This window comes from Thalassobaculum sp., assembly GCF_040219215.1.
Taxonomy (GTDB): Bacteria; Pseudomonadota; Alphaproteobacteria; order Thalassobaculales; family Thalassobaculaceae; genus Thalassobaculum_A.
In genome coordinates this window covers 30,327-56,616 of sequence record NZ_JAVJSX010000031.1, presented here as the reverse complement: position 1 = coordinate 56,616, position 26,290 = coordinate 30,327, and the positions used below count along the sequence as shown (strand labels likewise).

Below are 26,290 nucleotides of genomic sequence, written 5' to 3'. Positions count from 1 at the left end.
CCACGACATTGACGGCACCACTGACGCAGATATCGGCCTAGCCGCGATCATCGGCCCGCAGGAATCGGCCGGCGATGCTTGCCTCCATGCGAACCATGTAGTCGCGCGCCGCCGCCATGTGCTCGGCCATTACTGCGCGCGCAGCGTCAGCGTCGCCTGCCTTCAGTGCCCGCATCAGCTGGATCTGGTAGTGCAGCGCCGTGTCGCGCAGGACCGGGTGCGGGTCGTCATAGATGCTGCGGCACACCGCCATCTCCCGCAACAAGGTCTGCAGGAAGCCGCAGAACAGCCCCAGCACGGGGTTCGGGCACAACTCGGCCAGCACGGTATGGAAGTCGAGCTCGGCCATGCGCTGGGCGTACTCCTCCTCGCCGGTCGATGACGGCGCGTCGTAGACCCGCATGGTCCGCTCCAGCCGCGCGAGATCGGCCTCTGAAAGCCGCCCAGCCACCGACGCCGCCAGTTCAGGCTCCATCTCGCAACGCACGTCGTAGATGTCGGTGACGGTCGGCGTGCGGAACAGGAAGTAGCTGGACAGCAGCGCCATCGCCCGCTGCGGCCCGATCTCGGTCAGGAACACCCCGCCGCCCGGACCGGTCCGGGTGCGGATCAGGCCCTGGGACCGCAGCGCGCTCAGCGCTTCACGGATCGAACCCTTGGACGCCTGGAACTGCTCCATCAGTTCACGCTCGGCCGGCAACCGCTCGCCCGGCCGCAGGCCGCGCTCGTAGATCATGTCCTTGATCTGCTCGCTAATGGTCTCGCGGCGGCGCTGACGGGGCAGGCCGGCCGAGGACTTCGGCACGACCTGGTCAGTCATCGGCGCCGGTTCCGTCCAGAGCCGGTCCACCAAGGGGATGCCAGCAGGCGGCGGCACTTCCTCCGGCGGCTTCCAACGCCGGTCGCTGCATGCGACAGAACTCGTCGGCACGCGGGCAGCGAGACGCGAAGGCACAGCCGGCCGGCGGGTTGAACGGATCGGGCAGCTCGGCCGGTTCGCTCTCAGCCTCGATCCGCCGGCCGCCCGGCGTCGGCGCCGAGCGCATCAGCAGCGCGGTATAGGGATGCCGTGGACGGGAGAACAGCTCGCGCGCCGTGCCGAGTTCGACGATCCGCCCGAAATACATCACCGCCACCCGGTCACAGACACTTTCAATCACGCTCAGATCGTGGCTGATGAAGACGTAGGTCAAGCCGAATTCGCGCTTCAACCGGTCGAGCAAGTTCAACACCTGCGCCTGCACCGACACATCGAGGGCGGAGACCGGCTCGTCGAGCACGATAATGCGGGCATCGGCAGCCAGCGCCCGGGCGATGCCGATGCGCTGGGCCTGACCGCCAGAGAACTCGTGCGGGTAGCGGTCGAGGAACTCCTCGCGCAGGCTGACGGCCTGCATCAACTGCGCGAGTTGGGCCCGCCGCGCCGCCGCGTCCAGCCCCAGCAGCCGGCGCATGGGCGTCTCAAGGGTTTGGCGGATCGTCTTGCGCGGATTCAGGGAGGCGACCGGATCCTGGAAGACATACTGGACCTGGCGGGCCAGCGCCCGCGGGTCGCGGCCGGCTAAAGCCCCGGCATCCCGGCCGTCGAGCTTGATGGTTCCGAAAGTCGGGCGGTCGAGGCCGACCAGCATCCGGGCCAGGGTGGACTTGCCGCACCCGGACTCTCCGACCACACCCAAGGTCTCGCCTTCCTGGACGACGAGGTCGACGCCCTGGACGGCATGTACCGCGGCACGGCGTCCCCCCAGCAACGTCCGACCGCCTCCGAACACCCGAATCAGGCCCTCGGCCTCGAGAGCGACGCTCATGACACCCCCCGCAGCGGCTTGATGCAGCGCGCTGCCCGGCCGTCGGACAGAGGGTGAAGAGCGACGTCGCCGATCCGGCAGCGCGCTTCGACATACTCGCAGCGCTCAGCGAAGGCGCAGCCATCCGGCAGGCGATCGACCGCCGGCGGCAGTCCCTCGATCGCGTCCAGACGCCGCTCCGGCTGGCCGAGGACCGGGACGCAGTCGATCAGCTTGCGGGTGTAGGGATGCGCCGGCGTGGCCAGCACGTCCGGCGTCGCGCCGATCTCGACGATCCGGCCGGCATACATCACCGCCACCCGGTCGCAGAGCTCGGATACCACGCCGAAATCATGGGTGATGAACAGCACCGCCGATCCGCGCTCCTCCGACAGGCCGCGCAGCAGCTTCAGCACCTGGGCCTGGACCGTCACGTCGAGAGCCGTGGTCGGCTCGTCGGCGATGATCAGCTCAGGATCGTTGGCCAATGCCATAGCGATGCAGACGCGTTGGCGCATCCCGCCCGACAGCTCGTGCGGATAGGCGTCGAAACGGCTCGCAGCCGACGGGATCTGCACCCGCTCCAGCAGTTCGGTCGCCCGCCCCCGGGCCTCCCGCGACGACAGCGGCTGATGCGCACGCACCGCCTCCATCACCTGGTCGCCGACCGTGAACAGCGGATGCAGCGTGGTTTGCGGATCCTGGAACACATAGGCGACCCGCCCGCCGCGCAACCGCCGGAGATCCTCGATCGACGCGGCCAGTTGGTCGGCGCCGTCGATCGTGACCCGGCCGCCGGTGATCGTACCAGGCGGGCTCGGCACCAGGCGCAGCAGCGAAAGGGCGGTCACGGACTTGCCGGACCCTGATTCGCCGACCAGGCCGACCCGCTCTCCCGGTGCCAGTGTCAGGTCGACGCCGCCGACCGCACGGTAGATCCGGTTACCCGTGCGGAACTCCGTCCGCAGGCCGTCGACGGCGAGCACCGAACCGGGCACTGGCGCGTCTGGCACGGCGTCTCGCCGAACTGCCGTTGCCGCTCCCGGAGCTGCCAGGGCGCCGGATTTCAGCCTCGGGTCGAGCACGTCTCGGATGCCGTCGCCGACCAGGTTGATACTCATCACCAGCACGAAGATCATCAACCCCGGAATCACCGAGACATGGGGTGCCGTGAACAGCAGCTTGCGGCCCTCGCCCAACATCGAGCCGAGATCCGCCTGTGGCGGCTGGGCACCGAGTCCGAGGAACGACAGGCCGGCGGTCTCCAGGATCATCCAGCCAACCGTGGTCGACATGGTCACCACGATCGTCGGCAGCACGTTCGGCAGTACTTCTCCGAACAGCACCGCTGCATGGGACGCGCCGGACAGCCGGGCGGCATCGACGAACTCGCGGCGCGACAGGCCGAGCGTGATGCCGCGGATGTTGCGGGCGAAAAACGGGACGTTGACGATCGCAATCGCATAGAGCGCGTTCAGCAGTCCGGGGCCGAGCACCGCGACGATGCCGAGGGCCAGCAGGATGTAGGGGAACGCCATCACCAAGTCGATGCCGCGCATCAGCGCGCTGTCCGTCCTACCGCCCGCATAGCCGGCGACCAGGCCGATCAGCGATCCGGCAAGCGCAGCGATCGCCGTTGCCGACAATCCCACCAGGATCGAGATGCGGGTGCCCCACAGCAGCCGCGAGAGGATGTCGCGGCCAAGGTGATCGGTGCCGAGCAGATTGCCCTCGCTGCCGGGCCGAAGCAGCCGCTGAGCAAGATCCGTGACGTCCGGATCGCGCAGCGGCAGGAACGGCGTCGCGAGAGCCAGAACGGTGACCACGACCAGGATGACCAGGCCGGCGGCGGAGAGCCGGTTAGCAACCAGCAGCCGGAACGGCGACGGCCGTCCGCTCCCGGTATCGGCGCGATTCCACCAGAGCGCCAGCGACACCATCAGCGCAGCCTTGGATCGACCAGCGTCTGGGCGACGTCAGCCAGCAGGTTGAACAGGACATAGCTCGCGGCGACCACCAGAACGCCACCCTGGACCAGCAGCAGGTCGCGGGTGGCGATCGCGTTCACCAGCATCCGGCCAATCCCCGGCCACTGGAAAACCGTCTCGATGTATACCGCACCGCCGAGCACGAAGCCGGCCTGGATGCCGATGACCGGGATCACCGCAACCAGGGCGGCCTTGAAGGCGTGGCGGTAGATGACGCGACGCTCCGACACGCCCTTGGCGCGGGCGGTGCGGATGTAGTCCTGGCGCAGTACCTCCAGCATCGCCGCCCTGGTCAGCCGCGCGATCACCGCCGTCGCCACTACCGCCAGCGTGACAGACGGCATGACGAGATGGGCCAGCAGGTCTGGCAGGTCGCCACCGCCGTAGATCGCCTGCATCCCCGAAGCGGGAAGCCAACGCAGTTGCACCGCGAACAGCATGATCAACAGCAGGCCGAGCCAGAAGGACGGGGTCGAGATGCCGATCAGCACGAGAAAAGTGACGATCCGGTCGGTCCAGCCGAACTGCCTGACGGCCGCCGCGATTCCGGCAACCACGCCGAGCACGGAACAGAGAAGCAGCGACGTTCCAGCCAGCAGCAAGGTCGCGCTGAACCGTTCGAACACCTCGTCGGCGACCGGCCGATTGAGAGCGTAGCTGCGCCCCATGTCACCGTGCAGAAGGTTGCCGAGCCAGGTGAAGTACTGCTGGACAAGCGGCTGGTCGAGGTCGAGCTGACGGTTCAGCCGGGCGACGTTCTCCGGGGTGGCATAGCTGCCGAGAATCGCCGTCGCCGGATCCCCAGGGATCAGGGCCATCATCGCGAAGACGACGACCGAAAGCCCGAGAAGGATCGGGACGGCGGCGACCAAGCGTCTGCCGACATAGCCCCACATCGGCGGCTATCTCCGCGCGACGTGACGGCACGGTGCGTGGGTCCCGGACCCGTCCCGCATCCGGCGTGCCGGTCCGAGACGAGGCCGCAGGAGGTGAACCCCTCTCCGACCCTTATCCTCTCCGCAACGGCCAAGCTGCAGAGATCCGGGATCTGCTCGTCGGCGATTCCGACACGCCATCGGCCGCCTCCTCACCCTTTCCAGACGTCATGCAGCAGCAGGAAGAACGACGGCTGCAGCTCAAAGCCCTCGACCTGGGCGATCGTCACCGCGTTCTGCTTCCAATTGGCGATGAACGCCCAGGGCGCGTCGTCGTGCACAATCGCCTGCATCTGCCGGTACAGGGCCGCGCGTTTCGTCTGGTCGGTCTCGCGCCGGGCCTGCTCCAGCAATCCGTCGACCTTTGGGTTGGAGTAGTAGCCCGAGTTGAAGCCACCCTTGTCCGGAAAGGCGCCGGTGCGCAGTGCGAGATAGGGCAGCGTGTCCGGGTCGTTGGTCATCCAGGCCATCTCGGCCATATCGGCCTTGCCCTCGAGTCCCGGGTTCACCTTACCGAGGAAGGTGTTCCACTCGTAGGTCTCGATCTTGACCTTCAGCCCGACCTTCGCGAGGTCGGCCTGGATCGCCGCGCCCATGGCGACCGGGTCGAGCATGCCGGAACCGCCCTCGGTCACGTAGAAGGTCAGTTCCGCGCCATCGGCCCCTGCGGCCGAGAGCAGCGCTTTGGCCTTCTCGGGGTCGTAGGGATAGGGCTGCAGCGTGTCGTCATAGGCCCAACCGAAAGCCGGCGGGGTCGGCCCGGCCGCCACCTCGGCGGTGCCCTGCAGCACGTTGTCGACCAGCGCTTTCTTGTCGATGGCGTAGTTGACCGCCTGCCGGACTCGCTTGTCGGCCATCGGACCGCTCCTGGTGTTGAGGATCAGGAACCAAAGATGCGGCCCGGCCTCCTCGCTGACCTTGAAGCTGGCGTCACCCTCGAAGGTCGCGAGGTTGTCCGGCGGGACCTCCACCATTACGTCGACGCCTCCGGACAGCATCTCGGCGACCCGAGTGTTGGCGTCGGTGATCGGCCGGAACACCACGGCCTTAAGCTTCGGCGCGCCGTCCCAGTAGTCGCGATTGGCCTCAACCACGACCTTGGAGTTGGTTTCCCACCCAGCGAACCGGAACGGCCCGGTGCCGACAGGGTGCCGCCCGAAATCCTTCTTGTGCTTCTTCACCGCCGCCGGCGAAACCATCAGCCCGGTCGGATAGGCGAGGTTCGACAGGAACGGCGCATAAGGCTCCTTCAGGTGAAAGACGACGGTCTTCGGGTCCGGAGCCTCGACCCTATCGACCGCGCCGAAGAAGAAGCTGAGCGGAAACGGCCCGGTGTCGTGGTACGGGTTCTTCTCGTCCAGCATGCGATCGAAGTTGAACTTCACCGCCGCCGCGTCAAACGGAGTGCCGTCGTGAAAGGTCACGCCGTCGCGCAGAGCGAAGGTGTAGGTTTTTCCGTCATCACCGATCGTCCAGGCAGTCGCCAGCGCCGGCTCGACCGCCAGGGCACCGGGCTTGTAGCGCACCAGCCCGTCATAGACGTTCATCAGGATCCGGAAATCGTTGACCGCCGTGACCGCGTGCGGATCCAGCGATTTCGGCTCGGCGATCTGGGCGACAACCAGGACGCCCGGCGGAGTCTGGGCAGCGGCGAGACTGCCGAGCGCTGCGAGGGCGACCGCCGAGGCGGCGGCAATCCGGCGAAGTGGAGCGAGCATCGGCATTCCTCCTATGAAGATCGGCCCGATTGGACTTTGATCAATTATTCATGATAAATATCAATCGGTCAAAAATTGATCATTATAAATGAAATTGGAAGGAGCCGTCAGCCGTGGCAATGGGGTTAGATGGCTGAAACCATGGCGGGAATCGCCGCCGACATGCTCACGATCGATGCCGGCCGGCTGCACGCCGACATCGAGGCCGTTAACGCCATCGGCCGTATCGACGGCGTTCCCGGCATCAACCGCATCAGTTTCTCCGATGCCGACATGGCGGGGCGGCGCTGGCTGCTCGCCCGGATCGAGGACGCGGGGCTGGTGGCACGGATGGATGCGGTCGGCAACGTCTTCGGCCGATGGGAGATCGGGTCCGGTCCAGCGGTGCTGGCGGGCTCTCATCTCGACACCGTGCCCCGGGGCGGACCGCTCGACGGCACACTCGGCGTTTGCGCCGCGCTGGAGGCCGTGCGGGCGATGCGGGCTTCCGGCCTGCGGCCGGCCCGCCCGGTCGAGGTGGTGGCGACCGCCGACGAGGAAGGCCGTTTCGGCGGCATGCTCGGCAGCCAGGCGATCTGCGGCGAGGTCGGGCCAGAGTGGATCGCCTCGGCGGTCGACGACACCGGCGCCGGACTCGCCGACGCCATGCGTGCCCAGGGCCTGGATCCCGCAGCCGAGGTCGCCCGCTGCCCCGACGAGATCGCGGTGTTCCTTGAGTTGCATGTCGAGCAAGGCCCGGTCCTGGAGGCGACAGGCGAACCGATCGGTGTGGCCGGCGCGGTATCGGGCGTGTTCAACTGGACCGTCACCCTGACCGGCGAGGCCAACCATGCCGGCACCACGCCGATGACCTTGCGCCGCGATGCCTTCCGCGGCCTTGCCTCATTCGGCGCGGCGATCGACGGCATCCTGGCTCGGGCCGGCGGGCCTGACACACGGCTGACGGTCGGCAAGGTCGCACTGGAGCCGAACTTCCCCCACAGCGTCGCCGGCCGGGCGACGTTCTCGTTGATCGGACGCGACGTCGATGAGGCGGTAATGCGCACGGTGGCGTCGGCCTGCCGCGAGGCAATCCATCGCGCCGCGGCGGCCCACGGCCTTGGCGTCGGGATCGCCGAGCAGAGCTGGCTGCCGCCGACACCGCTCGACCCGGCGGTCGCCGCCCGACTGTCGGCCGTCGCCGGCGGTGCCAGGATCATGCCGTCGGGTGCCGGACACGACGCCCAGACCTTCGCCCGGCACGTCCCGGCCGGCCTGATCTTCATCCCGTCGCGCGGCGGGATCAGCCACTCGCCCGACGAGTGGACCGGTCTGGAGCACATCGAGCGCGGCGCTACAGTTCTGGCCCGCTCGATGGCGGCGTTCGCTCTGGACGATTCTGACACATCGTCGGATGGCGAACACTTGGCATGACCGACCGCCTCGCATCATGAAGCCGATTGGCCTGCTCCCGCTCCGGTCCTGCACCGAAACCTGTCCAAGCTCTACGCCGCCCCGGTCGCCGACCTGCGCGCGCCCTTGAGGCTGAAGATCTGCGCACCGAAGCCCTGGACATCCTGCGCCGCCTGATCGAGCGTATGGACATCGGTCCCAAGGCCGCGGACGGATCGCGCCCGGTCGAACTGATCGGTGCGGTCACCGGGATGATCGAGGCGTCGCACAGCAAGACGCCCGCATCAGGAGAGGCGGGCGTTCTTGGATCGTTCACAAGTTCGGCAACGGTGTTTGCGCAGACTCGTTGCCCGCTATACCGAACGGGTTTCAGGTTGTGACCATGGGCAGGATGTCTCATTTTCTGGGCGGATTATAGTTTGCCAAGACCACTGCTCTGGCCCGCCCTTCCAGGCCGCAGCCCTCTTGAGGGACTCAGACAGACCGCCCCGTGTATGCGGCCTCCCGATGCTGCACGACGTGATCGACCACTACCCCAGCATCGATCCGGACCGTCTGCACGCTGACAGCGAGGCCATTCTGGTTCCCCTTCGTCTGACGGAACGAGAAACTGCCGACCTTGTCGCCTTCCTGGAATCGCTGTCCGAAGCGCCGGTCGGCGGCACTCCCGGACCGGACTGAGGAATACTCTACGGCTTGATGATCTGGCCGGGCGCGCGCCGGGCAATCGACCGGTCCGTCCGATTGCCATCCCCGTTCTGCTCGGGATCATCAAGCAGAATTCGAGCGCCCGCACCCTCCAGGTCGTCATACTGGCCGTGCCTCAGCGACCACAGGAACGCCCCGAGGCCGGCAACACCCATGGCGAGCGCGATCGGGATGAGCAGTCCGAGGCTATCCATGCCCCAGCGCTCCTTGCGGCACGTCCAGCCGTTCCACCTTCCCCGCTGAAGCTCGCAGGCGAAGCGCGTTGCCAATCACCAGAATCGACGACGTCGACATGGCGACGGCGGCAATCAGGGGCGTTGCGTACCCGAGCATGGCAATCGGCACGGCGATCATGTTGTAGCCGATGGCGAGCGCCAGATTCTGGCGGAGAAGACGCCCGGCACGTGCCGCGATGTCCAAGGCATACGGCACTGCCGAAAGGTCGCCGCGCAGGAAGACGAAGTCCGCCGCGTTGCGGCCGATGTCGGCTGCCGTCGACGGGGCCATCGAGACGTGGGCCGCCGTTAGCGCCGGCGCATCGTTCAGTCCGTCGCCGACCATCAAGGCACGATGGCCCGCCGCATCAAGGTTCCGCAGCCGCTCGACTTTCCCATGCGGATCGGTCGACGATCGGATTGCGGCAATCCCAAGCGCGCTACCAATAGCCTTTGCCCGTTCTGCGGTGTCGCCCGATACCATCTCGACCACCATGTTCCGGTCCAGCAACCGGCGGACGGCAGCGGCGGCGCCGGGACGCAGCGCCTCGTCGAAACAAAACGCCGCGAGCAGCTTCCCGTTCAGAGACAGGACCGTCCCGTCCAAGTGCTGGCCCTGACCGGTTGCGCCGCACAGCGCCCAGTCCGCTCGACCAAGACGGTATTCACCAGCCTTCGAGACCGCGCTGACACCCAGGCCGGGATGCTCAATCACTTGCTCTAGAGCCACCGTGTCGAGCGTGTTGTTCTCGTGAAGAAGAGCCAGCGCGCGGGACAGAGGGTGAGTCGAGCCAGCGGCAAGCCGGGCCGCCAGTTGCACGATCGCCGGATCGATGGTGGCGAGGTTGGATGGTCGGGTTGCCGGTTCAGTCAGGGTGCCGGTCTTGTCGAAGACGACGGTGTCGATCTGTTCGAGCTTTTCGAGCGCCGTGCCGTCCTTGACCATGATGCCCGCCTCGAACAGTCGCCGCGCCGCCATCACCTGCACGATCGGCACAGCCAGACCAAGAGCGCACGGACAGGTGATGATCAGCACGGCGACGGCGGTCGTGATCGCCTGGTGGATATCGCCGGACGCCCACATCCAGGCGGCGAAGGTCAGCAAGGCCGCCAGATGAACGACCGGTGCATAGTATCCCGACACGCGATCGGCGATCCGCCGGTAGCGCAATCGACCGGTTTCCGCTTGCTCCATCATGCGGATCATGTCGGACAGGAAGGAGGTCTCGGCGCCGGAGCGCGCCAGCACCGTGAGCGGCCCGGTCAGGTTGAGCGTGCCGGCCTGCAGCGTCGCCCCGGGCCCGGTCGGTTGCGGCCGGCTTTCTCCGGTTACCACCGATCGATCGACGTCCGATGACCCGATCTCGACCTGCACGTCTACGGGAACCCGCGCGCCGGCCGGAATCATGAGCCGCATGCCGGGTGCAATCTCTGACAGCGGGATGTAACGCTGCCCGCCGTCATCGCCCAGAACCGAGGCGCCTCGCGGCACCATCCGTGCGAGCCCCTCGACCGCGACCCGTGCCCGGGCGCGCATCAGGTGGTCGAGGGTACGGCCAACCAGCAGGAAGAAGATCAGCGTCACAGCGGCATCGAAGTATGCGTGGGTGCCGCCGGTCACCGTTTCATAGAGACTGAGAAGGTAGGCGAGCCCGATCCCCAACGTGATCGGGACATCCATGTTCAGCCGGCGGTGCCGGAACGCCTGCCAGGCTGACCGATAGAAGACCTGACCCGAGTAGACGAGAGTCGGGAGAGCGATCGCGGCGGAGATCCAATGGAACACCTCGCGGGTCGCCGGCTCGGCCCCGGACCAGACGGCGACCGACAGCAGCATCACGTTGCCGGCCGAAAATCCCGCAACCGCCGTCGCCCTGACCAGGGCGGAGAACGCATGGTCCTGTTTCCCGTCATCCAATGAGAATGTGACGGCATCGTATCCGAGCTCCTTCAGGCGCTCGATGGCTGGCGGTGGTGGCCGGCTGTCGTCCCACTGGATCGCGACTCGCCGGGTCGACAGGTTGAGGCGCGCATGGACGACGCCGGGCAGAGCACTTAGTCCGTTCTCGACTGTTCGAATGCATCCGGCACAGTGGACGCCCGGAACCGAAAGATCGGTTTGCCGCAACCCATTTCCGATGGGTCGGCTGGCCAGAAGGGCTTCTTCGCTTGCTTGATGGATGACGCCCGGGCCTTCGAAATTCAATTGCGCCATCTCCGATACGCAGCAGCTCATACGCGCGCCTCCTCAGCGGCGGGTGGCCGCTGGATGTTCAACGCATCGCCACGTAGGCATGCCATGTTGCGTGCCCGAGCAATGGGAAGACGACGATCAACCCGACCAGCCCGGTGACGACCGCGACCAGAAACAGGCACAGGACGATCGCGCCCCACATCACCATTACCGGAATGTTGTTCCAGACCCGCGAGATGCTTGTCCCCATGGCGGTGAAGGCGTCAGTGCGCTGGTCGAGCAGCATCGGCACCGAGAAGACGCTGATGGCGAAGGAGAACGCGGCGAACAGACCGCCGACGACAGTACCGGTGACCAGCATGGCCCAGCCGACCGGCGTGGTCAGCAGCATGGCCGTCACGTCATCCAGTCCCGGGAACGGCCGCAACCCGAAGAACAGTGCGTAGATGATCACCGCTGCGCGCATCCAGCTGACCATCAGCAGCGCCAGGATGACCCCGATGAACGCCACCTGCCCGCCGGACCGCGGAGCAACCCATAGCATGTTTCGGAGCGAGAGCGGCTCGCCCGCCTGCAGGCGGCGGCTTTTCTCGTAGAGGCCGACGGCAGCCAATGGTCCCACGATCATGAACCCGGCCAGTGCCGGAAACAGTATGTGGTCCCAGCCGGCCTGAAACATCGCGGCGATCACGGCGGCGGAGATCAGCAGCAGACCGACGCCATAGGCGAGGCTCAGCCCCGGTCGGCAAAGCAGGTCCCGCCAGCCGGCGACAAGCCACCCGAAGGCCGCCGACATCGGCAGATTGCGGGCTCGGGCGCGCGGCTGCTCGACGCCCGGCGCGGTCTGCTGGCTTTGGGCTGCAATCATTGTGTCCCGCTCCCACATTGCCCGTCTGGTCTTGGACGCCGGGTGGTTACGAAAGGGTTCAGCATGACGGTTTCGCCGCGCGGTACATCCCGCCTGAAGGGGCGCTGCTCGCCTCTTTGAGGTGTTCAACGCATTCGGGCGAGGCCGTGAATGCCACGTACAGCAGGTGCGCGTTTGCACCGATGAACACCGTCAAGCTCAAGGCGACCAGCAGGCCGACACGCCACCGAAGGCTTTGAGCACTGCGATTTGCATCGGCCATCACGGCTTCACCATCGTGCTTTGCCGACCTTCGCTGAGTTCCGTCACATACAGAGCCAGGATCCGCCGCTCGATGTCGCTCAGCCGGCCGGCCCATTGCGGCATGTGTCCCTGGCGGCCCTTTGCAATCGTCTCGAACAACACCTGCCGATCGTTCCCGTGGATCCAGGATTGATCCATCAGGTCGGGGGCGCCGACTTCGGGGTTTCCGCGGCCTTCTAAGCCGTGGCATGCCGCGCAGTTCTCGGTGAAGAGCCGCCCACCCTCGTCGACGCGCTCCGCATCGACCCCGGCGATGTCACCGATGCCGTCGGCGCTGGAGCGGATGAACGAGACGATCGCCGAGATATCCGCTCGTTGCAGGACACCGTCGCCGAAGGCGGGCATCTGTCCGAAGCGGGTGTCGGGATGGGTCGAGTTGATGCCGACCCGCAGTGTCTCGTAGATCGCTTCGGGCGACCCACCCCACAGCCAGGCCCCGGCCGTCAGGTCCGGAAAGCCACGGCCGCCCTGAGCGTCGGTTCCGTGGCAGACCGCGCAGTTGTCCCCGAACAGGGTTTGGCCGGCTTCATCGACGATTTTCATCAGGTCCGGTCGGGCTCGGATCTCGCCGAACGAAAGGCTGCCGAACTGGTCAGTCCACACCGCGCGATCGACTGTCGCCTGCTGAAGCGATCGTTGCACGGTGTCGCGCTGGTCGACGCCCAGGAGCCCGCGTGTATAGGTCACTCCCAACGGCCAGGCCGGCATCAGGATCCAGTATCCGATGGCGAACAGCGTCGTGGCGGCCAGGAAGAACAGCACGATCCGCGGGACCCGGTTGTCGAGTTCCTTGATTCCGTTCCACTCGTGCCCGGTGGTGTGCTGACCGGTTACCGGGTCTCTCTCGCCAGTCACCATGGCCGGTCATCCTTGTCGAGAATGCTGTTCTTCGCGTGATCGAAGCGCGGCTTGTTGGCGGGCAGGAAGGTGTAGATCAACACTCCCAACGCCAAGACGATGAGGTAAAGCAACCCCCAGCTCTTGGCGAAACCGACCAGTGCCCCATGGGAAACGTCGATCATTTCTTTTCACCCGCCGGCTGTTGATGCGCCGCGTCGGTCAGGCGACCGAGCACCTGCAGGTACGCGACGAGTGCGTCCATCTCGGTCAACACGCCGCTTCCGCCGTCGAAGTCCCTGACGGTCGTTGCTTCGCCGTAGCGCTGGACAACGCCTTCCGCGACATTGCTGTCCGGATGGGCTTGGCCGACAGCGTCAAGGCTCGCGTTTTCGATCATCGCGTCGGTGTAGGGCACACCGACCCTGCGCATGGCCGCCAGGTGATTGGGCAGATCGTCGGTCCTGAGCTCGTTGCGCCCGAGCCAGGCATAGGCCGGCATCTTGGACTCCGGCACCACGGCGCGCGGGTCGGTCAGGTGGGCGACATGCCACTCGTCCGAGTACTTCTCGCCGATCCGGGCCAGATCCGGACCGGTACGCTTTGAGCCCCACAGCATGGGGTGGTCGTACTGAGATTCCACGGCCAGCGAGTACGGGCCGTAGCGCTCCACTTCGTCGCGCAACGTCCGGATCATCTGTGAATGGCAGGCGTAGCAGCCTTCCCGGACGTAGATGTTGCGGCCGGCGAGCTCAAGCGGGGTGTACACCCGCATGTCCGGAGCCTGCTCCACCGTCTCGTCGATGGTGAACAGCGGGGCGATCTCGACGAAGCCCCCGATGCTGGCGACTCCGATGATGGCCAGCACGAAACCGATGGCCGATCGCTCAAGTTTCCGATGAACTTCGGCCATGATTACTCTCCCGGCACGAGGGGTTTGTCGGCCGTGGCCGGCGCGTCGTCAGTGGTCAGTCCCGGTACGCGGCGAATGGTCTGGTAGATGTTCCAGCTCCCCACGACCGCGCCGACCAGGAAGAACAGCCCGCCAATCGTTCGGACGATGTAATAGGGGTGCATGGCGACAAGCGACTCTAGGAACGAGTAGGTAAGGGTCCCGCTCTCGTTGTAGGTTCGCCACATCAGACCCTGGATTATTCCGGAGTTCCACATCGCGAACACGTAGATCAGCGTCCCGATCAACGCGCACCAGAAGTGAACCTCGACCAGTCCAGAGGAATACATGCGCTCGCGCTTCCAGAGGGTCGGCACCAGCGTGTAGATCGCGCCGAACGTGATCATCGCGACCCAGCCGAGTGCTCCGGCGTGGACGTGTCCGATGGTCCAGTCGGTGTAGTGGGAGAGGGAGTTCACCGGCCGGATCGCCAGGAAAGAACCCTCGAAGGTCGAGATCCCGTAGAACACCGCCGCGACCATCATGAAGCGCAGCGTCGCGTCGTCGCGGACCTTGTGCCAGGCACCGTTCAGGGTCGCCAGCGCGTTGCCGGCGGATGCCCAGGACGGCACCAGCAGCACCACCGAGAAGGTCATGCCGAGGGTCTGCACCCACTGCGGCAGGGCCGTGTAGTGGAGGTGGTGCGAGCCCGCCCACATGTACATGAAGGTGATGCCCCAGAAGCTGATGATCGACAGCCGGTACGAATAGATCGGCCGCTCAGCCCGCTTGGGCAGGTAGTAGTACATCATCCCCAGGAAGCCGGCGGTCAGGAAGAACGCCACCGCGTTGTGGCCGTACCACCACTGGGTCATCGCATCCTGAACACCCGCGAACGCTGAGTAGGCCTTCGCGCTTCCGAAGGAGATCGGGACCGCCAGGTTGTTGACGATGTGCAGGATCGCGACGACCAGGATGAAGGCCATGTAGTACCAGTTCGCCACATAGATATGCGGCTCCCTGCGGCGGGCGAGAGTGCGGATGTAGAGCGCGAAGTAGGTCACCCAGACGATGACCAGCCAGATGTCGGCATACCATTCCGGCTCGGCGTACTCCTTCGACTGGGTGATCCCCAGGAAGTAGCCAGAGACGGCAATCAGGCAGAACAGGTTGTAGCCCAGCAGCACGAACCAGGGGCTGACAGGGTCCGCCAGTCGCGCGCGAGAGGTGCGCTGCAGGACATGGAACGAGGTGGCGATCAGCGCATTGCCGCCGAAGCCGAAGATGACGCTTGTCGTATGTGCCGGCCGCAGCCGCCCGAAGCTCGCCCATGCGGCGTCGAACGTCAGTTCCGGCCAAGCCAGCAGAGCGGCGACCCAGACTCCGATGAACAGCCCGAAGACCGCCCAGGCCATGGACAGTATGACGCCGAGCCGGATCGGGTCGTCGTTGTACTCATGGAACCTCGACGCTGCCGGTTCGGGCGCGTCGAGTTCGGACCAGATCTTGATTCCGACCAGTGCTGCGAACAGCGCGATCAGCAGGCCATGGTAGCCGAGGACGTCGTCGCGTCCGGCGAGCCCAAGCGCGGCGCCGGCAAGGCCGACCAGCACACAAAGCAGCAAGCCGATCTGTCGCTCCGACGACGTCAGCCGTGCGATCGATCCAACGGTTGGGTTCATGCAATCACCTGCCGATCACGTCACGCTTCTCTTGAGGAGTGACCGTGGTCGAGATCCCGCTCCGATCAGCCCCCGGTTCGATGAACCATGATCGGTCCGGCCGTTCCTTGATCTGGATCAGTGTTTCCGCATTCTCCGGCGAAGGAGAGGCCGCTGAACGCCGTTCCATGGACCAACGCGGGATATGCACGGTGGAGTCTGACAAGCGCGCCTTTCGGTCCTATTCACAGTGACGGCGCTGACGCGCAAAGTGCGGAGAGGCTATTGGGGAGAAGCGTGGTGACGAGACCAACCGCCAGCGACGGCGTGCCAGCCGACAGCGTTGCAAGCGGCGACGGTCTTGCCGATGCAATCACGGACTACGGGATCGTCAGCCTCTCCCCCGACGGAACGATCCTCGGCTGGAACACCGGTGCCGAGCGAGTTCTCGGATGGCCCCGCGCTGAAGTCGTGGGTAAGCACCTATCCACCTGCTATTCCCCCGCCGATGCCGCGGCCGAGAAGTGCCAGCAGCAGCTGGCGCTGACGGCCCGGACGGGCCGATGCGAGGAACACTGCGTCCGCGTCCGCAAGGACGGCTCAACATTCGTTGCGAACGTCGTCACCACACAGCGGAAGGACTCCGCCGGACAGTTGTGCGGCTTTGTGGAAGTTACCCGGGACATGGCCGAAGCCGAAGCGACCGTTCAGGCCCTTCGTGCGCGGGAAGCACATCTGACGTCGATTCTGGCTACCGTGCCGGACGCCATGGTGGTGATCGACGAACGCGGGATCATCCAGTCGTTCTCGGCGGCGGCCGAACAGTTGTTCGGATACGGTGCCGCCACGGTGGTCGGGCGAAACGTTGCCCTGCTGATGCCGCCTCCGTACCGCGAGGCGCACGACTCATACCTGGCTCGATACCTGACGACGGGCGAGAGGCGGATCATCGGGATCGGCCGAGTGGTGGTGGGCGAGCGGGCCGACGGCTCAACCTTTCCGATGGAACTCAACATCGGCGAGATGAAGAGCGGCGAACAGCGCTTCTTTACCGGCTTCGTGCGTGATCTGACCGAACGACAGCAAACCGAGGCCAGGCTTCAGGAGTTGCAGACCGAACTTGTCCATGTATCTCGCCTCACGGCGCTGGGAGAAATGGCCTCCAATCTTGCCCACGAGTTGAATCAGCCACTGGCTGCCATCACCAACTACCTGAAAGGCTGCCAGCGCCTGCTGGAGAGTGACACGCCGACGGTCAAGGCGACACTGGTTCAGGCCATCGAACGTGCGGCAGAGCAGGCAATCCGGGCGGGGCGGATCATTACCCGATTGCGGGAGTTCGTATCCCGTGGCGAGAGCGAACGCACGATTGGCAGTGTGACGAAGATCATCGAGGAGGCCGGCGCTCTTGCCTTGGTGGGCGCCAAGGAGCAGGCAATCAAGGTTCGGTTTCGCCTCGACCCGGCCGCCGATCTGGTCCTGGCAGACAAGATCCAGGTCCAGCAGGTTCTGTTGAACCTGATGCGCAACGCGATCGAAGCCATGGAGGCCTGCCCGCAACGGGAACTCACGGTGTCCACATTGGCTCAGGACGAGATGATCGAGATCGCCGTCGCCGACACTGGGGCGGGGCTTGACGATGAGGTCGCAACCAAGCTCTTTCAGCCCTTCGTGACGTCGAAGCCGCATGGCATGGGGGTCGGCCTGTCCATTTGCCGGACCATTGTTGAGGCGCACGGCGGACGGATCTGGGTAGAGCCGAACGCTGGTGGAGGAACGGTCTTCCGCTTTACTCTGACGCGCATCAAAGGAGACACCGTCAATGAATGAGATCGGGCCGGTGCATGTTGTCGATGACGACGACGCCATGCGCGACTCGCTCGTTTTTCTGCTGAGCACCGCATCGATCGTGGCGATACCGCATGAGTCGGCGGAGTCGCTGATCACGGAGTTGTCGCCTGACAAGTGCTCGTGCATCGTTACCGATGTCAGAATGCCTGGCATGAACGGCATCGATCTGCTTCGTCGTCTTCAACAGACCGACAAGCTGATCCCGGTGATCGTGATCACCGGCCACTCGGACGTTCCTCTGGCGGTCGAAGCGTTGAAGGCCGGCGCGTTCGATTTCATCGAGAAGCCGTTCGAGGACGACCGAATCATCTCGGCCGTCCGTGCCGCGATGGATACGCACACCAAGGCCCGGCATGACGAGGAGGGGCGAACGGCGGTGCTGTCCCGCCTGGAGACCCTGACCGCCCGAGAGCGGCAGGTATTCGACGGACTGGTTGCCGGACGCCCGAACAAGATCATCGCGCACGATCTGGGCATCAGCCCGCGGACGGTGGAGATCTATCGCGCGAACGTCATGACGAAACTGAATGCGTCCAGCTTGTCCGAGGTCGTGCGCATCGGGTTTGTCGCCGATATCGATGCGGCTACCGGGTCCATCTGAGTCTGCATTCAGCCTCAACCCTCGACCTTACACGGTCACCCGTCCATTCAGTTCTCGACAGCGTTTATGGCGCTTATCAGGCAGTCAACGTTGACCGGCTTGTCGAAGAACGCCAGGGCGTTCAGCCGCTTGGCTCGAGCGCGTATCTCATCGGTGCTGAGCGCCGATACGATTACCGCCGGCACCAGACAGCCTCGGCTGCGCAACTGCTCCAGCACTCCCAAGCCGCTGGCGCCGGGCAGGTTGACGTCCAGGATCACACAGCAGTCCGCGCTCAAATCCGCCTGGGCCATGAAGTCTTCGCCGGTTCCGAACACCTCGACGCTGTACCCGTATATCTCCAGCACCATTCGCATCGAGTCGCGAACCGCTTGGTCATCCTCCACAATCAGCAATGTCCGCTTCAAGGCCACGATCCCGGTCTGACGGCTAGCAGTCATGATCGTTGATCGGCCAACCGCGCCTATGATCCATATCAAGAGCGACTGATGCAGCACCGCGGTCGCCCCCGCTTGGCGCAACTAAGAGCCGATCGCACGTGGATCTTGATCGGGGTCAATTACGACTGGCGGCGCCTGATGCAAACAACCGTGCCGGTTCCGCCAGTCAAGCCACACGCGGTCAGACAGCAACTACGTGATTTTCCCTAGGGAGTATCGCTTAAGGGGATCATCGGAATTTCGACCAGGAATGGATGGGCATACCTCTTAACAAGATCTTGAAAGGGGTAAGGCCATGTTGCAGTCCAAGTTCTCCAGCGCTTCTGCCCATCTCCAGTCCGTCGGCGTCAGCGCCGTTGCGTCATCCATCCGTGTCGAGGATCCGATCCAGGCGGCGCTGTCCAAGCTGGGAACCGTCGTATCCTTTGAGCGCAACGCAGAGGTCTTTGCGGACGAAGAACCAGCCGAATATGTCTACCAGGTCATCCGCGGAACGGCCCGGACCAGCAAGCTCCTGGAGGACGGCCGACGGCAGGTCAGCGCGTTCCACTATCCCGGCGACATCTTTGGCTTGGCACCGTTGGAGACGCACGGCTTCTCGGCCGAGGCCGTCACCTCGTGCAAGGTCCTCGTTGTAAAGCGGTCAGCGCTGGAAGCGGCGGCGGCACACGACGCTGCCTTGGCCAGCGCCCTGTGGATGACCACGGCCCACGACCTGCAGCGCGTCAACGAGCACATGGTTCTGCTGGGTCGCAAATGCGCCACCGAGCGCTTGCTGGATTTTCTGCACAGCACCGCCGATCGCATGCAAACCCCAAGCCTTGTCGACATCCCAATGTCACGTCAGGACATCGCGGACCATCTGGGTCTGACCATTGAAACGGTGTCTCGGACCATGACCCGTCTCCAGGAAGCCGGTGTCATCGCCCTTGAGGGCTCGCGGCGAGTTCGGGTTGCGGAGCGACGCTGTGCCGCGTGACTGTTCCGTTGGCGTGTCATGAGCAGTGCTGCCGGAGGCGTCCCCCGATACCGGCCGTGGGCGGTACCCGCGGTCCTTGGCGCTGGCTTTCGATCGCTTTTGACTCAGCGGCCTAGCACGCCCACGAGATGCTGTTCGCGTTCATCCAGGCTTCGGTTGCCAGCTTCTGGCCTGCTGCCGGTTCCGTGGATACGCGGTCAAGCTACATGACGCGTCTCTCGAACAGCGCGTGCTCGACGGCCTGCGCCGCAACCTGATGCAGCCCGGCGCGGTCAAGGCGTTCGTCACCGAGTTCAACGCCGAGCTCACCCGGCTGTGGACCGCCAAGGGTGCCGGGCGCGCCGCACGGGAGCAGGAACTGGCGCGGGTCCAGAAGGACCTCGACCGCGCGGTCGGACGCGGTTCTGACGGGCCTGCGTTCAGCCGAGATCCAGGACAGCCTGACCGCGCTGGAGGCCCGCAAGGCCGGGCTCAAGACTGATCTGTCCGCCCCGGCCGAGCCGATGCCGGCCCTGCACCCGGGGATCGCCGACATCTACGCCGGCAAGGTCGCCGATCTGGCCGCCACGCTGAACGACGCCGACCTGCGCCAGGAGGCGGAGATTCTACGCTACCGGTACCGAAATGGATTCAAACGGTGATCCTGAACCGGCCTTGGCCACGTTTCATGGCACCTGCGGACCAACTCCAAAGGTCATCTCGACCTCCTCTCACCCTCCGGCTCTCACAGGGGTACAATGGCCGCTGTTGCCGATTGCGTCTGTCGCTCGGGCTGACCTCTCGTCAGCTCTTATCGAACGCATCCCGCCGACGGGGTACCGAAGGTTGGCTAAACCATCGATCCAATACTTGGTTCACGCTCCCAGAACCGGAGATCGCGACAGGCAGCCACAAACGCACCCACTTCTTCCACTGTGTTGAGCGCCATAAACGCCCGATCCTGACCGTCCAAAACTCCTGCATTTCGGAGCAGCGGTGCCGCGGCAGCAACGAAGCCGATAAACTTGAGATGCGCATACGCATCGGCCACAAAGTCACGCGCTGCAGGCTTTCGTGACAGCCTCTCCGCTCCCTGGTCCGAAGTGATCAAGGCCACCGCGTCGAACAACAACGAAGGGCCGCCGTCAATCTCGTGGTCTGCGACGATGCGGATGCCATCGCTTCCATCGACACCCCCGATGTGCGCAGCCACGACCTCAAGCGAGGCCCCCTCGTTCTCGAGTTCGGCACGCAACGCCTCCAGCACTGAGGAATCAGCACCGTCGGTCACCAATACACCGACCTTTCGGCCAGCGAAGGATCTCGGACCGTTTCGGACGATGCTAAGCGCTACCGATTCCGGAAGGTCCCGCCGCGTCGGCAGCGCGGCATCGGCTGGCGAAGGCATGTCGTCAAGCCGCAGTCCATCGGCGACCTCCTTCGCCAGATTTTCATCGATGTTCAGCAAATGCGACACCATGCGCGCTCGGATTGCCGGCGTCTCAACCTTGCTGAGTTCAAAAATCAGAGCGCCAGCGATGTGGCCCCGCTCCGGCCCAGTCTGGCTGCAGTAGAACTGCCTTGCTTGGCTATAATGGTCGGCGAAACTCTCGGAGCGCACCCTCTGGACCTCGCCCTGCTCAGCCCGGGGGTACGTGGTGAAGCCGCGCTTTAGATCCGGGCGCGGGCCCTCGCCCCAGGAGTTTGGCTGGTAGTTCGCCCGTCCCTTGGGCACCGTTGTCTGCATATGCCCGTCGAATTGGAAGGTGTGAATCGGGCAGCGCGCCCGGTTCACGGGAATCTCGGTGAAGTTCGGGCCGCCGAGACGCTTCAGCTGGGTGTCGAGATACGAGAAGTTGCGTCCCTGGAGCAGCGGGTCGTTGGTGAAATCGATGCCCGGAACGATGTTCTGGGTGCAGAACGCCACCTGTTCAGTCTCGGCAAAGAAGTTATCGACCACCCGATCCAGGACCAGGCGACCGACCCGACGGACCGGCACCAGTTCCTCCGGAACGAGCTTGGTAGGGTCGAGGACATCGAATTCGAATGTCGCAGCGAAATCCTCGTCGAACAGTTGCAACCCGAGTTCCCACTCAGGGAAGTTGCCGGAGCGGATTGAATCCCAGAGGTCGCGCCGGTGAAAGTCGGGATCGGCACCATTCAGTTTCAGCGCCTCGTTCCAGGCCAACGACTGCAAGCCGAGCTTTGGCTTCCAGTGGAACTTCACGAAGGTGGCTTTTCCATCGGCGTTGACCAGACGGAAGGTGTGGACGCCGAATCCTTCCATGAAGCGCAACGATCGTGGAATCGCGCGGTCAGACATGATCCACATGATCATGTGCATGCTCTCGGGCGTCAGTGAAACGAAGTCCCAGAAGTTGTCATGCGCGGTCTGGGCTTGTGGAAAGCCTCGGTCGGGCTCCTGTTTTGCTGCATGGATCAGGTCGGGGAACTTGACCGCGTCCTGGATGAAGAAGACGGGAATGTTGTTGCCCACGAGGTCCCAGTTACCTTCCCGAGTATAGAATTTTACAGCGAACCCGCGGACATCGCGAGCCAAGTCGGGCGATCCCTTATTGCCGGCAACGGTCGAGAAGCGGACAAACACCTCCGTCTTTCGGCCCTTCTCCTGGAACGGATCGGCCCGGGTGACGCCCGAAAGGGACTCGTAGGCCTCGAAGTACCCGTGTGCTCCTACTCCGCGCGCATGCACGACCCGCTCGGGGATCCTTTCGTGGTCGAAATGGAAGAGCTTCTCCCGGAAGTGAAAATCTTCGAGGGCCGTCGGCCCGCGCGCGCCGACCTTGAGCGAGTTCTGGTCGTCTGCCACCGGGATGCCCTGGGCCGTTGTCAGCGTCGGCGTGTCGCGGTCCGCATACTGATGCAGTTCCCCGCCGGTGCCGCGCCTCAATGTCTGCTCGCCGGTGCGCGCGCCCGGACGCGTCGATGTCGGTCGGTGTTGTGCCATGATCCTCTCCACATTCGTCGGGTCCGATCTCATCGGCGCGCGCGGCGACGCGAACGCGTTTGCACCAGCGCCTGGGACCGGGTCGTCGAGGAACCTGTTTGTCCGCGATTGTGTTCCAAACACATTGGGATGCCCTTCTTTGGACCAGCAGGTGGTCGCCGGCCCATCCGTGCCGATATCACCGTTCGCATCGGGCATAAGCGTTTGGCGATCACCTCACCCGGCCGCGGACCGATGGAACAGTACCCCTGGCGGGACGGTTGCGTTGAGGCGCCCTTAACTGCCCGGAGCTGGCGCATCCGGGTTCCCCACTAGGAGGTCGAGATGACCATCCAAACAGAAGTCCTGATTGTCGGCGACGGCCAAGCAGCGACGCCGCTCGCCACGGCACTCGCGAAAGCCGGCAGGTCCGTTGCTGTTGCCGAGCGGCGGCAGCTTGGCGGTTCCTGCGTTAATTTTGGCTGCACACCTACAAAGGCCGCAATCGCGTCGGCGCGCATTGCCCACCAAGCCCGGCGCGCGAGCGAGTACGGCATCAGCATCGAGCAAGTCGACGTCGACTTTGGAGCTGTCATTGGCCGTGCACAGCGCATCCGTGATCGGATGCGCGCCTCCCTTGCCGACACGCTCGGCCCTCCGGACAATCCTCGACTGATCCACGGCCACGCCCGCTTCATCGGGCGGGACGATCGCGGATTCCGGATGCTCGTGGCTGAGGACGAGGTGTCCTGCTCGTCGGTCATCCTCGATACCGGAACCCGTTCGGCCCTCCCGCCGATTGATGGGCTTTCGGACATCAGTTTCCTCGATGCAAGCAACTGGCTTGAACACCAGGATCGACCATCGCATGTGGCGATCCTCGGAGCCGGCTACATCGGAATGGAGATGGCGCAATTTTACCGTCGGATGGGGTGCCGGGTCACCGTTTTCGACACGGGGGACCAAATCCTCCACAACGAGGATGAAGACGTCTCGACGGCACTGTTCAAAACTCTGGAGGCGGAAGGGGTGGCGTTCAGCCTCGCGACCACCGTTACGCGCGTCCAGAACCACAACGGCGGGGTCCGGCTGTCATTCGACCGCAACGATCCTGCACTGCTTCCCGGAACGCTTGACGCATCGCATGTGTTCATCGCCACGGGTCGCCAGCCCAATACCGACGACCTTGGTCTTGACACCATCGGGGTCCAGACGGACGACCACGGCTTTGTGGTGGTGGACGAAAAGCTGCGAACCAGTGTCGATGGAGTCTGGGCGGCCGGCGACATTCGAGGGGGGCCGATGTTCACCCATACAGCCTGGGATGACGGCCGAATCCTGCAGGCGCAACTTCTCGACGATGGGAGCGACACCACCCTCAGGACCGTACCTTATGCCGTGTTCACCGACCCTCAGCTGGGTCGTGTCGGCCTCACAGAACGGGAAGCGCGCGCAGCCGGAAAGTCATTCAAGGTGGGTCGCTTCGACATGGCGTCCAACGGCAAGGCCCAGGAGACCGGCGAGGAATCCGGGCTTATCAAGGTGCTGGTCGATGAGCGGAGCAACACCCTGTTAGGGGCCGCGGTGCTGTCGGCGGATGCTGCGGAGCTCGTGCATGGCTATGTCAATGTGATGAATGCCGGCGCACCGATCGACGTGATCCGGGACGCCGTGTTCATCCATCCGACGCTGACCGAAGCAACACAATCGGTCCTCTCGACGCTGACTCGTTAGACGCACCTGCCATGGGTTGCACTCCCATGGACGACTTGCCGTCGCAAACGCGCACGCAGAGCAGCGGCCATCAGCCCCCTCGAATGCGTCAGCCATCCTGGATTTGAGGGGCAAGCCCGAGGCAGTCCGATCACGGGAACGGGATTCTTGGATTTCGTCTGGAACAGTATCCGAACCGAACGGATTGGGTTGCCAAGGCCATCAGCCGAACCCGGTGGGGATGGACACTCTGCACGAGGAGTTGGACAGATGAAGGTACGCGACGCGATGACGAGCAATGTTCAGATCGCCAGCCCGGACCAATCCATTCAGGCCGCCGCTCAGATCATGGCGGAGATCGACGCCGGACTTGTACCGGTCGGCGAGAACGATCGCCTCGTCGGCATGTTGTCCGACCGTGACATCGCGGTACGCGGCGTCGCTGCGGGGAAGTCTCCGCAGACGCTGGTTCGGGAGATCATGAGCGCCGAGGTCAAGTACTGCTTTGACGATGATGACGTCGAAACGGTCTGCGGGAATATGGCCGAACAGCAGGTCCGAAGGCTGCCGGTGGTCAACAGGGACAAGCGCTTGGTCGGCATCCTCTCATTGGCTGACGTTGCGACCTTTGACCGCGGCAGTTCTTCCGGCGCCGCTCTCTCCGGTATCTCGCAGCCGGGCGGCAAGCACTCCCAAACTCACTGAGAGAAGTTCGTCCTATTGGATCGCCCAGGCGATCCAATCCGGCGAAGAGACTGTGAGGAGACGCACATGACAGCGGACACCACCGTCAAGAAGGTCTCCAGCGAGACCTCTCCGAGAGGCGCGATGGGTCAGAGATATCTGGTTTCCGGAAAGCAGGTTTCGATGCGCCTGTGGAGCAGCGAGCAGCCGGACACGAAAGACCCAGTACGCCGGGACTATGAAACCGTCGGCTACGTCCTCTCCGGCCTCGCCGAACTGACCGTCGAAGACCAGACCATCAAGCTCGAGCCAGGTGACTCCTGGCTCGTGCCAAAAGGTGCGGAGCACGCCTACCGCATCATCGAACCATTTACCGCCGTGGAAGCGACCGCGCCGCCTGCGGAGGTCCACGGTCGAGACGCCATCCGCTGACGATTGCGGTGATTTCCGCAACTTCTGGCGGATCAACAACCCTCAGAGCAAGGGGCCTGACCAAGGCACGTTCCACAGAACGGAGACTCGTAATGCAATTGCACAACAGCGTATGCCGTTGCGCGGCCGCGTGGCTGGTTGGCTGCACGCTCGCAGCCGCACCCACGCTCGCCGTTGGCCTGGACAACGAACCGACACCGGGCGTTACGCCGACACCCACCGAGCAGGAAGCGAACCAGAATACACCCACCGCCATGAAGGCCGATCAGGTCGCAGTGAGCGATCTGATCGACGAGGCAACAGACATGGTCGAAGCCATGCGGTCCGATCCAGAGGTGGCGAAACTTCTGCGCGACGCGAAGGGCGTCTATCTGGTGCCGGACTACGGCCGCGTAGCGCTTGGAATCGGTGGCGAAGGCGGAAGCGGAGTGATGGCGGCCCATGAGGACGGCAGTTGGACCGGACCGGGATTCTATGACGTTGGCGGTCTCACCGCCGGTCTTGAGGCCGGCGTCTCCGGCGGACGGATCGCATTCATCCTCATGACCGATCGGGCCGTCGACAACTTCAAGCAGCGGAACTCGTTCTCGCTGAGCGTTGATGCCGGGATCAAAGTCCTGAACTACACAGCAAACGCGGGCACCTCCTGGGGCAAGGGCGATGTCGTTACGTGGGCCGACACCCAGGGTATTTTCGCCGGCGCGGGCGTTGGAGTTTCGGACGTCAGATGGAACGCCGACCACAACCGGCAATTCTACGGCACCGAGGTGACACCAGCCTCAGCCCTGGTTGGCAACATGTCGGCAGACGACGCCGGACCGCTGTTGAAAGCCCTGCCCGGATAACCGACGGCGTGCCGGAGGCGGCAGCATAGCCGCCTCCGGCCGAACGGGAACAATCACATGAGCTGATTGTTGTCCGTCTGATGCTGGAAGCCAGAAGGAGCAGTCATGCCGACCAAAGCAGGGAATGAAGAGACCGACCGACGGACGGTCCTCGGCCTTGCCACACTGGCTCTGACTGGCGGAGTGCATGGTTTGTCGAATGCGGGCGAGGCTGTTGCGGCTGCATCCGCTGTGCAACCGAAACCCAACCGCGCCGACGTCTACGAAGAGACCGAGCACGTTCTGGCCGCCTACCGGCGGATGCGCTTCTGAGCGCCGCTC

Annotated in this window: 28 protein-coding genes; 12 read left to right on the top strand and 16 right to left on the bottom strand. The window is 64.5% G+C overall.

The window, feature by feature from the left end; all coding sequences use genetic code 11:
• Positions 1-37: 37 nt before the first annotated feature.
• The 5 genes from RIC54_RS20090 to RIC54_RS20070 all read right to left on the bottom strand — a co-directional run bounded on the left by RIC54_RS20090 (position 38) and on the right by RIC54_RS20070 (position 6,428).
• The gene (locus RIC54_RS20090; RefSeq protein ID WP_350091451.1) at positions 38-820 is read right to left on the bottom strand and encodes a FadR/GntR family transcriptional regulator; all 783 of its coding nucleotides are present in this window, start codon (positions 818-820) and stop codon (positions 38-40) included.
• Positions 813-1,808, bottom strand: a complete 996-nt coding sequence (locus tag RIC54_RS20085; RefSeq protein WP_350091454.1) for an ABC transporter ATP-binding protein — start codon at positions 1,806-1,808, stop codon at positions 813-815. The genes RIC54_RS20090 and RIC54_RS20085 overlap by 8 nt, the downstream gene beginning before the upstream one ends.
• On the bottom strand, positions 1,805-3,727 hold the full coding sequence (locus RIC54_RS20080; protein ID WP_350091457.1) for a dipeptide/oligopeptide/nickel ABC transporter permease/ATP-binding protein: 1,923 nt from the start codon (positions 3,725-3,727) through the stop codon (positions 1,805-1,807). The genes RIC54_RS20085 and RIC54_RS20080 overlap by 4 nt, the downstream gene beginning before the upstream one ends.
• Positions 3,727-4,671, bottom strand: a complete 945-nt coding sequence (locus RIC54_RS20075; protein WP_350091460.1) for an ABC transporter permease — start codon at positions 4,669-4,671, stop codon at positions 3,727-3,729. The genes RIC54_RS20080 and RIC54_RS20075 overlap by 1 nt, the downstream gene beginning before the upstream one ends.
• A gap of 191 nt (positions 4,672-4,862) precedes the next feature.
• Positions 4,863-6,428 carry an ABC transporter substrate-binding protein gene (locus tag RIC54_RS20070; RefSeq protein ID WP_350091463.1) on the bottom strand — a complete coding sequence of 522 codons (1,566 nt, stop codon included), beginning with the start codon at positions 6,426-6,428 and terminating at the stop codon, positions 4,863-4,865.
• A 129-nt stretch (positions 6,429-6,557) separates the two neighbouring features.
• On the opposite strand from RIC54_RS20070, the gene RIC54_RS20065 reads away from it, so the two are divergent.
• Positions 6,558-7,841: a Zn-dependent hydrolase gene (locus tag RIC54_RS20065; protein WP_350091466.1), complete on the top strand. Its 1,284-nt coding sequence runs from the start codon at positions 6,558-6,560 to the stop codon at positions 7,839-7,841.
• 71 nt (positions 7,842-7,912) lie between these two features.
• Here RIC54_RS20065 and RIC54_RS20060 read toward each other — a convergent pair whose 3' ends face one another.
• Positions 7,913-8,089: a hypothetical protein gene (locus RIC54_RS20060; protein ID WP_350091469.1), complete on the bottom strand. Its 177-nt coding sequence runs from the start codon at positions 8,087-8,089 to the stop codon at positions 7,913-7,915.
• A gap of 238 nt (positions 8,090-8,327) precedes the next feature.
• Between RIC54_RS20060 and RIC54_RS20055 the strand changes: the two genes are divergently transcribed.
• Positions 8,328-8,501 (top strand): hypothetical protein, encoded by a 174-nt coding sequence (locus RIC54_RS20055; protein WP_350091472.1) that lies wholly within the window; start codon positions 8,328-8,330, stop codon positions 8,499-8,501.
• 8 nt (positions 8,502-8,509) lie between these two features.
• Here RIC54_RS20055 and ccoS read toward each other — a convergent pair whose 3' ends face one another.
• The 8 genes from ccoS to ccoN are packed head-to-tail and all read right to left on the bottom strand — an operon-like array spanning position 8,510 to position 15,519.
• Positions 8,510-8,722, bottom strand: coding sequence for a cbb3-type cytochrome oxidase assembly protein CcoS (gene ccoS, locus RIC54_RS20050; protein ID WP_350091475.1), 213 nt, complete (start codon positions 8,720-8,722; stop codon positions 8,510-8,512).
• Positions 8,715-10,979, bottom strand: coding sequence for a heavy metal translocating P-type ATPase (locus RIC54_RS20045; protein WP_350091478.1), 2,265 nt, complete (start codon positions 10,977-10,979; stop codon positions 8,715-8,717). The genes ccoS and RIC54_RS20045 overlap by 8 nt, the downstream gene beginning before the upstream one ends.
• Positions 10,980-11,016: 37 nt before the next feature.
• Positions 11,017-11,805 (bottom strand): DUF2189 domain-containing protein, encoded by a 789-nt coding sequence (locus RIC54_RS20040; RefSeq protein WP_350091481.1) that lies wholly within the window; start codon positions 11,803-11,805, stop codon positions 11,017-11,019.
• A gap of 58 nt (positions 11,806-11,863) precedes the next feature.
• On the bottom strand, positions 11,864-12,067 hold the full coding sequence (locus tag RIC54_RS20035; RefSeq protein ID WP_350091484.1) for a hypothetical protein: 204 nt from the start codon (positions 12,065-12,067) through the stop codon (positions 11,864-11,866).
• Positions 12,067-12,966, bottom strand: coding sequence for a cytochrome-c oxidase, cbb3-type subunit III (ccoP, locus tag RIC54_RS20030; RefSeq protein ID WP_350091487.1), 900 nt, complete (start codon positions 12,964-12,966; stop codon positions 12,067-12,069). Before ccoP ends, RIC54_RS20035 begins: the two co-directional genes overlap by 1 nt.
• Positions 12,960-13,130, bottom strand: coding sequence for a cbb3-type cytochrome c oxidase subunit 3 (locus tag RIC54_RS20025; protein WP_350091490.1), 171 nt, complete (start codon positions 13,128-13,130; stop codon positions 12,960-12,962). Before RIC54_RS20025 ends, ccoP begins: the two co-directional genes overlap by 7 nt.
• Entirely contained in the window at positions 13,127-13,858 is a 732-nt protein-coding gene (ccoO, locus tag RIC54_RS20020; protein WP_350091493.1) for a cytochrome-c oxidase, cbb3-type subunit II, read from the bottom strand. The genes RIC54_RS20025 and ccoO overlap by 4 nt, the downstream gene beginning before the upstream one ends.
• 2 nt (positions 13,859-13,860) lie before the next feature.
• Entirely contained in the window at positions 13,861-15,519 is a 1,659-nt protein-coding gene (ccoN, locus tag RIC54_RS20015; protein WP_350151364.1) for a cytochrome-c oxidase, cbb3-type subunit I, read from the bottom strand.
• 306 nt (positions 15,520-15,825) lie between these two features.
• Between ccoN and RIC54_RS20010 the strand changes: the two genes are divergently transcribed.
• Both RIC54_RS20010 and fixJ read left to right on the top strand, forming a co-directional pair.
• Positions 15,826-17,328, top strand: coding sequence for a PAS domain S-box protein (locus tag RIC54_RS20010; protein ID WP_350151362.1), 1,503 nt, complete (start codon positions 15,826-15,828; stop codon positions 17,326-17,328).
• A complete protein-coding gene (gene fixJ / locus RIC54_RS20005) occupies positions 17,321-17,950 on the top strand; it encodes a response regulator FixJ (protein ID WP_350084648.1) in 630 nt (209 codons plus the stop codon). The genes RIC54_RS20010 and fixJ overlap by 8 nt, the downstream gene beginning before the upstream one ends.
• 47 nt (positions 17,951-17,997) lie before the next feature.
• Here the strand turns inward: fixJ and RIC54_RS20000 are convergent, their stop codons facing one another.
• The gene (locus RIC54_RS20000) at positions 17,998-18,390 is read right to left on the bottom strand and encodes a response regulator transcription factor (protein WP_350084647.1); all 393 of its coding nucleotides are present in this window, start codon (positions 18,388-18,390) and stop codon (positions 17,998-18,000) included.
• 295 nt (positions 18,391-18,685) lie between these two features.
• Between RIC54_RS20000 and RIC54_RS19995 the strand changes: the two genes are divergently transcribed.
• The 3 genes from RIC54_RS19995 to RIC54_RS19985 all read left to right on the top strand — a co-directional run bounded on the left by RIC54_RS19995 (position 18,686) and on the right by RIC54_RS19985 (position 20,010).
• On the top strand, positions 18,686-19,369 hold the full coding sequence (locus tag RIC54_RS19995) for a helix-turn-helix domain-containing protein (RefSeq protein WP_350084646.1): 684 nt from the start codon (positions 18,686-18,688) through the stop codon (positions 19,367-19,369).
• A 229-nt stretch (positions 19,370-19,598) separates the two neighbouring features.
• A complete protein-coding gene (locus RIC54_RS19990) occupies positions 19,599-19,850 on the top strand; it encodes a hypothetical protein (RefSeq protein ID WP_350084645.1) in 252 nt (83 codons plus the stop codon).
• Between the two features lie 22 nt (positions 19,851-19,872).
• Complete coding sequence (locus RIC54_RS19985) at positions 19,873-20,010, top strand: hypothetical protein (protein WP_350084644.1); 138 nt, start codon at positions 19,873-19,875, stop codon at positions 20,008-20,010.
• A gap of 188 nt (positions 20,011-20,198) precedes the next feature.
• Here RIC54_RS19985 and RIC54_RS19980 read toward each other — a convergent pair whose 3' ends face one another.
• Positions 20,199-22,514, bottom strand: a complete 2,316-nt coding sequence (locus RIC54_RS19980) for a catalase (protein ID WP_502990181.1) — start codon at positions 22,512-22,514, stop codon at positions 20,199-20,201.
• Positions 22,515-22,640: 126 nt separating this feature from the next.
• Between RIC54_RS19980 and RIC54_RS19975 the strand changes: the two genes are divergently transcribed.
• The 5 genes from RIC54_RS19975 to RIC54_RS19955 all read left to right on the top strand — a co-directional run bounded on the left by RIC54_RS19975 (position 22,641) and on the right by RIC54_RS19955 (position 26,281).
• Complete coding sequence (locus tag RIC54_RS19975) at positions 22,641-24,029, top strand: FAD-dependent oxidoreductase (protein WP_350084642.1); 1,389 nt, start codon at positions 22,641-22,643, stop codon at positions 24,027-24,029.
• 147 nt (positions 24,030-24,176) lie between these two features.
• Positions 24,177-24,713, top strand: a complete 537-nt coding sequence (locus RIC54_RS19970) for a CBS domain-containing protein (RefSeq protein WP_350084641.1) — start codon at positions 24,177-24,179, stop codon at positions 24,711-24,713.
• 66 nt (positions 24,714-24,779) lie between these two features.
• Positions 24,780-25,124, top strand: a complete 345-nt coding sequence (locus tag RIC54_RS19965; RefSeq protein WP_350084640.1) for a cupin domain-containing protein — start codon at positions 24,780-24,782, stop codon at positions 25,122-25,124.
• 92 nt (positions 25,125-25,216) lie between these two features.
• Positions 25,217-25,969: a lipid-binding SYLF domain-containing protein gene (locus tag RIC54_RS19960; protein WP_350084639.1), complete on the top strand. Its 753-nt coding sequence runs from the start codon at positions 25,217-25,219 to the stop codon at positions 25,967-25,969.
• Between the two features lie 105 nt (positions 25,970-26,074).
• A complete protein-coding gene (locus tag RIC54_RS19955) occupies positions 26,075-26,281 on the top strand; it encodes a hypothetical protein (protein ID WP_350084638.1) in 207 nt (68 codons plus the stop codon).
• The last annotated feature ends 9 nt before the right edge of the window (positions 26,282-26,290 follow it).

Excerpts from the sequence above, each read along its gene's own strand:
- RIC54_RS20090 (WP_350091451.1), bottom strand. The coding sequence starts at position 820 with ATGACTGACCAGGTCGTGCCGAAGTCCTCGGCCGGCCTGCCCCGTCAG.
- RIC54_RS20085 (WP_350091454.1), bottom strand. The coding sequence starts at position 1,808 with ATGAGCGTCGCTCTCGAGGCCGAGGGCCTGATTCGGGTGTTCGGAGGC.
- RIC54_RS20080 (WP_350091457.1), bottom strand. The coding sequence starts at position 3,727 with ATGGTGTCGCTGGCGCTCTGGTGGAATCGCGCCGATACCGGGAGCGGA.
- RIC54_RS20075 (WP_350091460.1), bottom strand. The coding sequence starts at position 4,671 with ATGTGGGGCTATGTCGGCAGACGCTTGGTCGCCGCCGTCCCGATCCTT.
- RIC54_RS20070 (WP_350091463.1), bottom strand. The coding sequence starts at position 6,428 with ATGCTCGCTCCACTTCGCCGGATTGCCGCCGCCTCGGCGGTCGCCCTC.
- RIC54_RS20065 (WP_350091466.1), top strand. The coding sequence starts at position 6,558 with ATGGCTGAAACCATGGCGGGAATCGCCGCCGACATGCTCACGATCGAT.
- RIC54_RS20055 (WP_350091472.1), top strand. The coding sequence starts at position 8,328 with ATGCTGCACGACGTGATCGACCACTACCCCAGCATCGATCCGGACCGT.
- ccoS (WP_350091475.1), bottom strand. The coding sequence starts at position 8,722 with ATGGATAGCCTCGGACTGCTCATCCCGATCGCGCTCGCCATGGGTGTT.
- RIC54_RS20045 (WP_350091478.1), bottom strand. The coding sequence starts at position 10,979 with ATGAGCTGCTGCGTATCGGAGATGGCGCAATTGAATTTCGAAGGCCCG.
- RIC54_RS20040 (WP_350091481.1), bottom strand. The coding sequence starts at position 11,805 with ATGATTGCAGCCCAAAGCCAGCAGACCGCGCCGGGCGTCGAGCAGCCG.
- RIC54_RS20035 (WP_350091484.1), bottom strand. The coding sequence starts at position 12,067 with ATGGCCGATGCAAATCGCAGTGCTCAAAGCCTTCGGTGGCGTGTCGGC.
- ccoP (WP_350091487.1), bottom strand. The coding sequence starts at position 12,966 with ATGGTGACTGGCGAGAGAGACCCGGTAACCGGTCAGCACACCACCGGG.
- RIC54_RS20025 (WP_350091490.1), bottom strand. The coding sequence starts at position 13,130 with ATGATCGACGTTTCCCATGGGGCACTGGTCGGTTTCGCCAAGAGCTGG.
- ccoO (WP_350091493.1), bottom strand. The coding sequence starts at position 13,858 with ATGGCCGAAGTTCATCGGAAACTTGAGCGATCGGCCATCGGTTTCGTG.
- ccoN (WP_350151364.1), bottom strand. The coding sequence starts at position 15,519 with ATGAACCCAACCGTTGGATCGATCGCACGGCTGACGTCGTCGGAGCGA.
- fixJ (WP_350084648.1), top strand. The coding sequence starts at position 17,321 with ATGAATGAGATCGGGCCGGTGCATGTTGTCGATGACGACGACGCCATG.
- RIC54_RS20000 (WP_350084647.1), bottom strand. The coding sequence starts at position 18,390 with ATGACTGCTAGCCGTCAGACCGGGATCGTGGCCTTGAAGCGGACATTG.
- RIC54_RS19995 (WP_350084646.1), top strand. The coding sequence starts at position 18,686 with ATGTTGCAGTCCAAGTTCTCCAGCGCTTCTGCCCATCTCCAGTCCGTC.
- RIC54_RS19985 (WP_350084644.1), top strand. The coding sequence starts at position 19,873 with ATGCCGGCCCTGCACCCGGGGATCGCCGACATCTACGCCGGCAAGGTC.
- RIC54_RS19980 (WP_502990181.1), bottom strand. The coding sequence starts at position 22,514 with ATGCCCGATGCGAACGGTGATATCGGCACGGATGGGCCGGCGACCACC.
- RIC54_RS19975 (WP_350084642.1), top strand. The coding sequence starts at position 22,641 with ATGACCATCCAAACAGAAGTCCTGATTGTCGGCGACGGCCAAGCAGCG.
- RIC54_RS19965 (WP_350084640.1), top strand. The coding sequence starts at position 24,780 with ATGACAGCGGACACCACCGTCAAGAAGGTCTCCAGCGAGACCTCTCCG.
- RIC54_RS19960 (WP_350084639.1), top strand. The coding sequence starts at position 25,217 with ATGCAATTGCACAACAGCGTATGCCGTTGCGCGGCCGCGTGGCTGGTT.
- RIC54_RS19955 (WP_350084638.1), top strand. The coding sequence starts at position 26,075 with ATGCCGACCAAAGCAGGGAATGAAGAGACCGACCGACGGACGGTCCTC.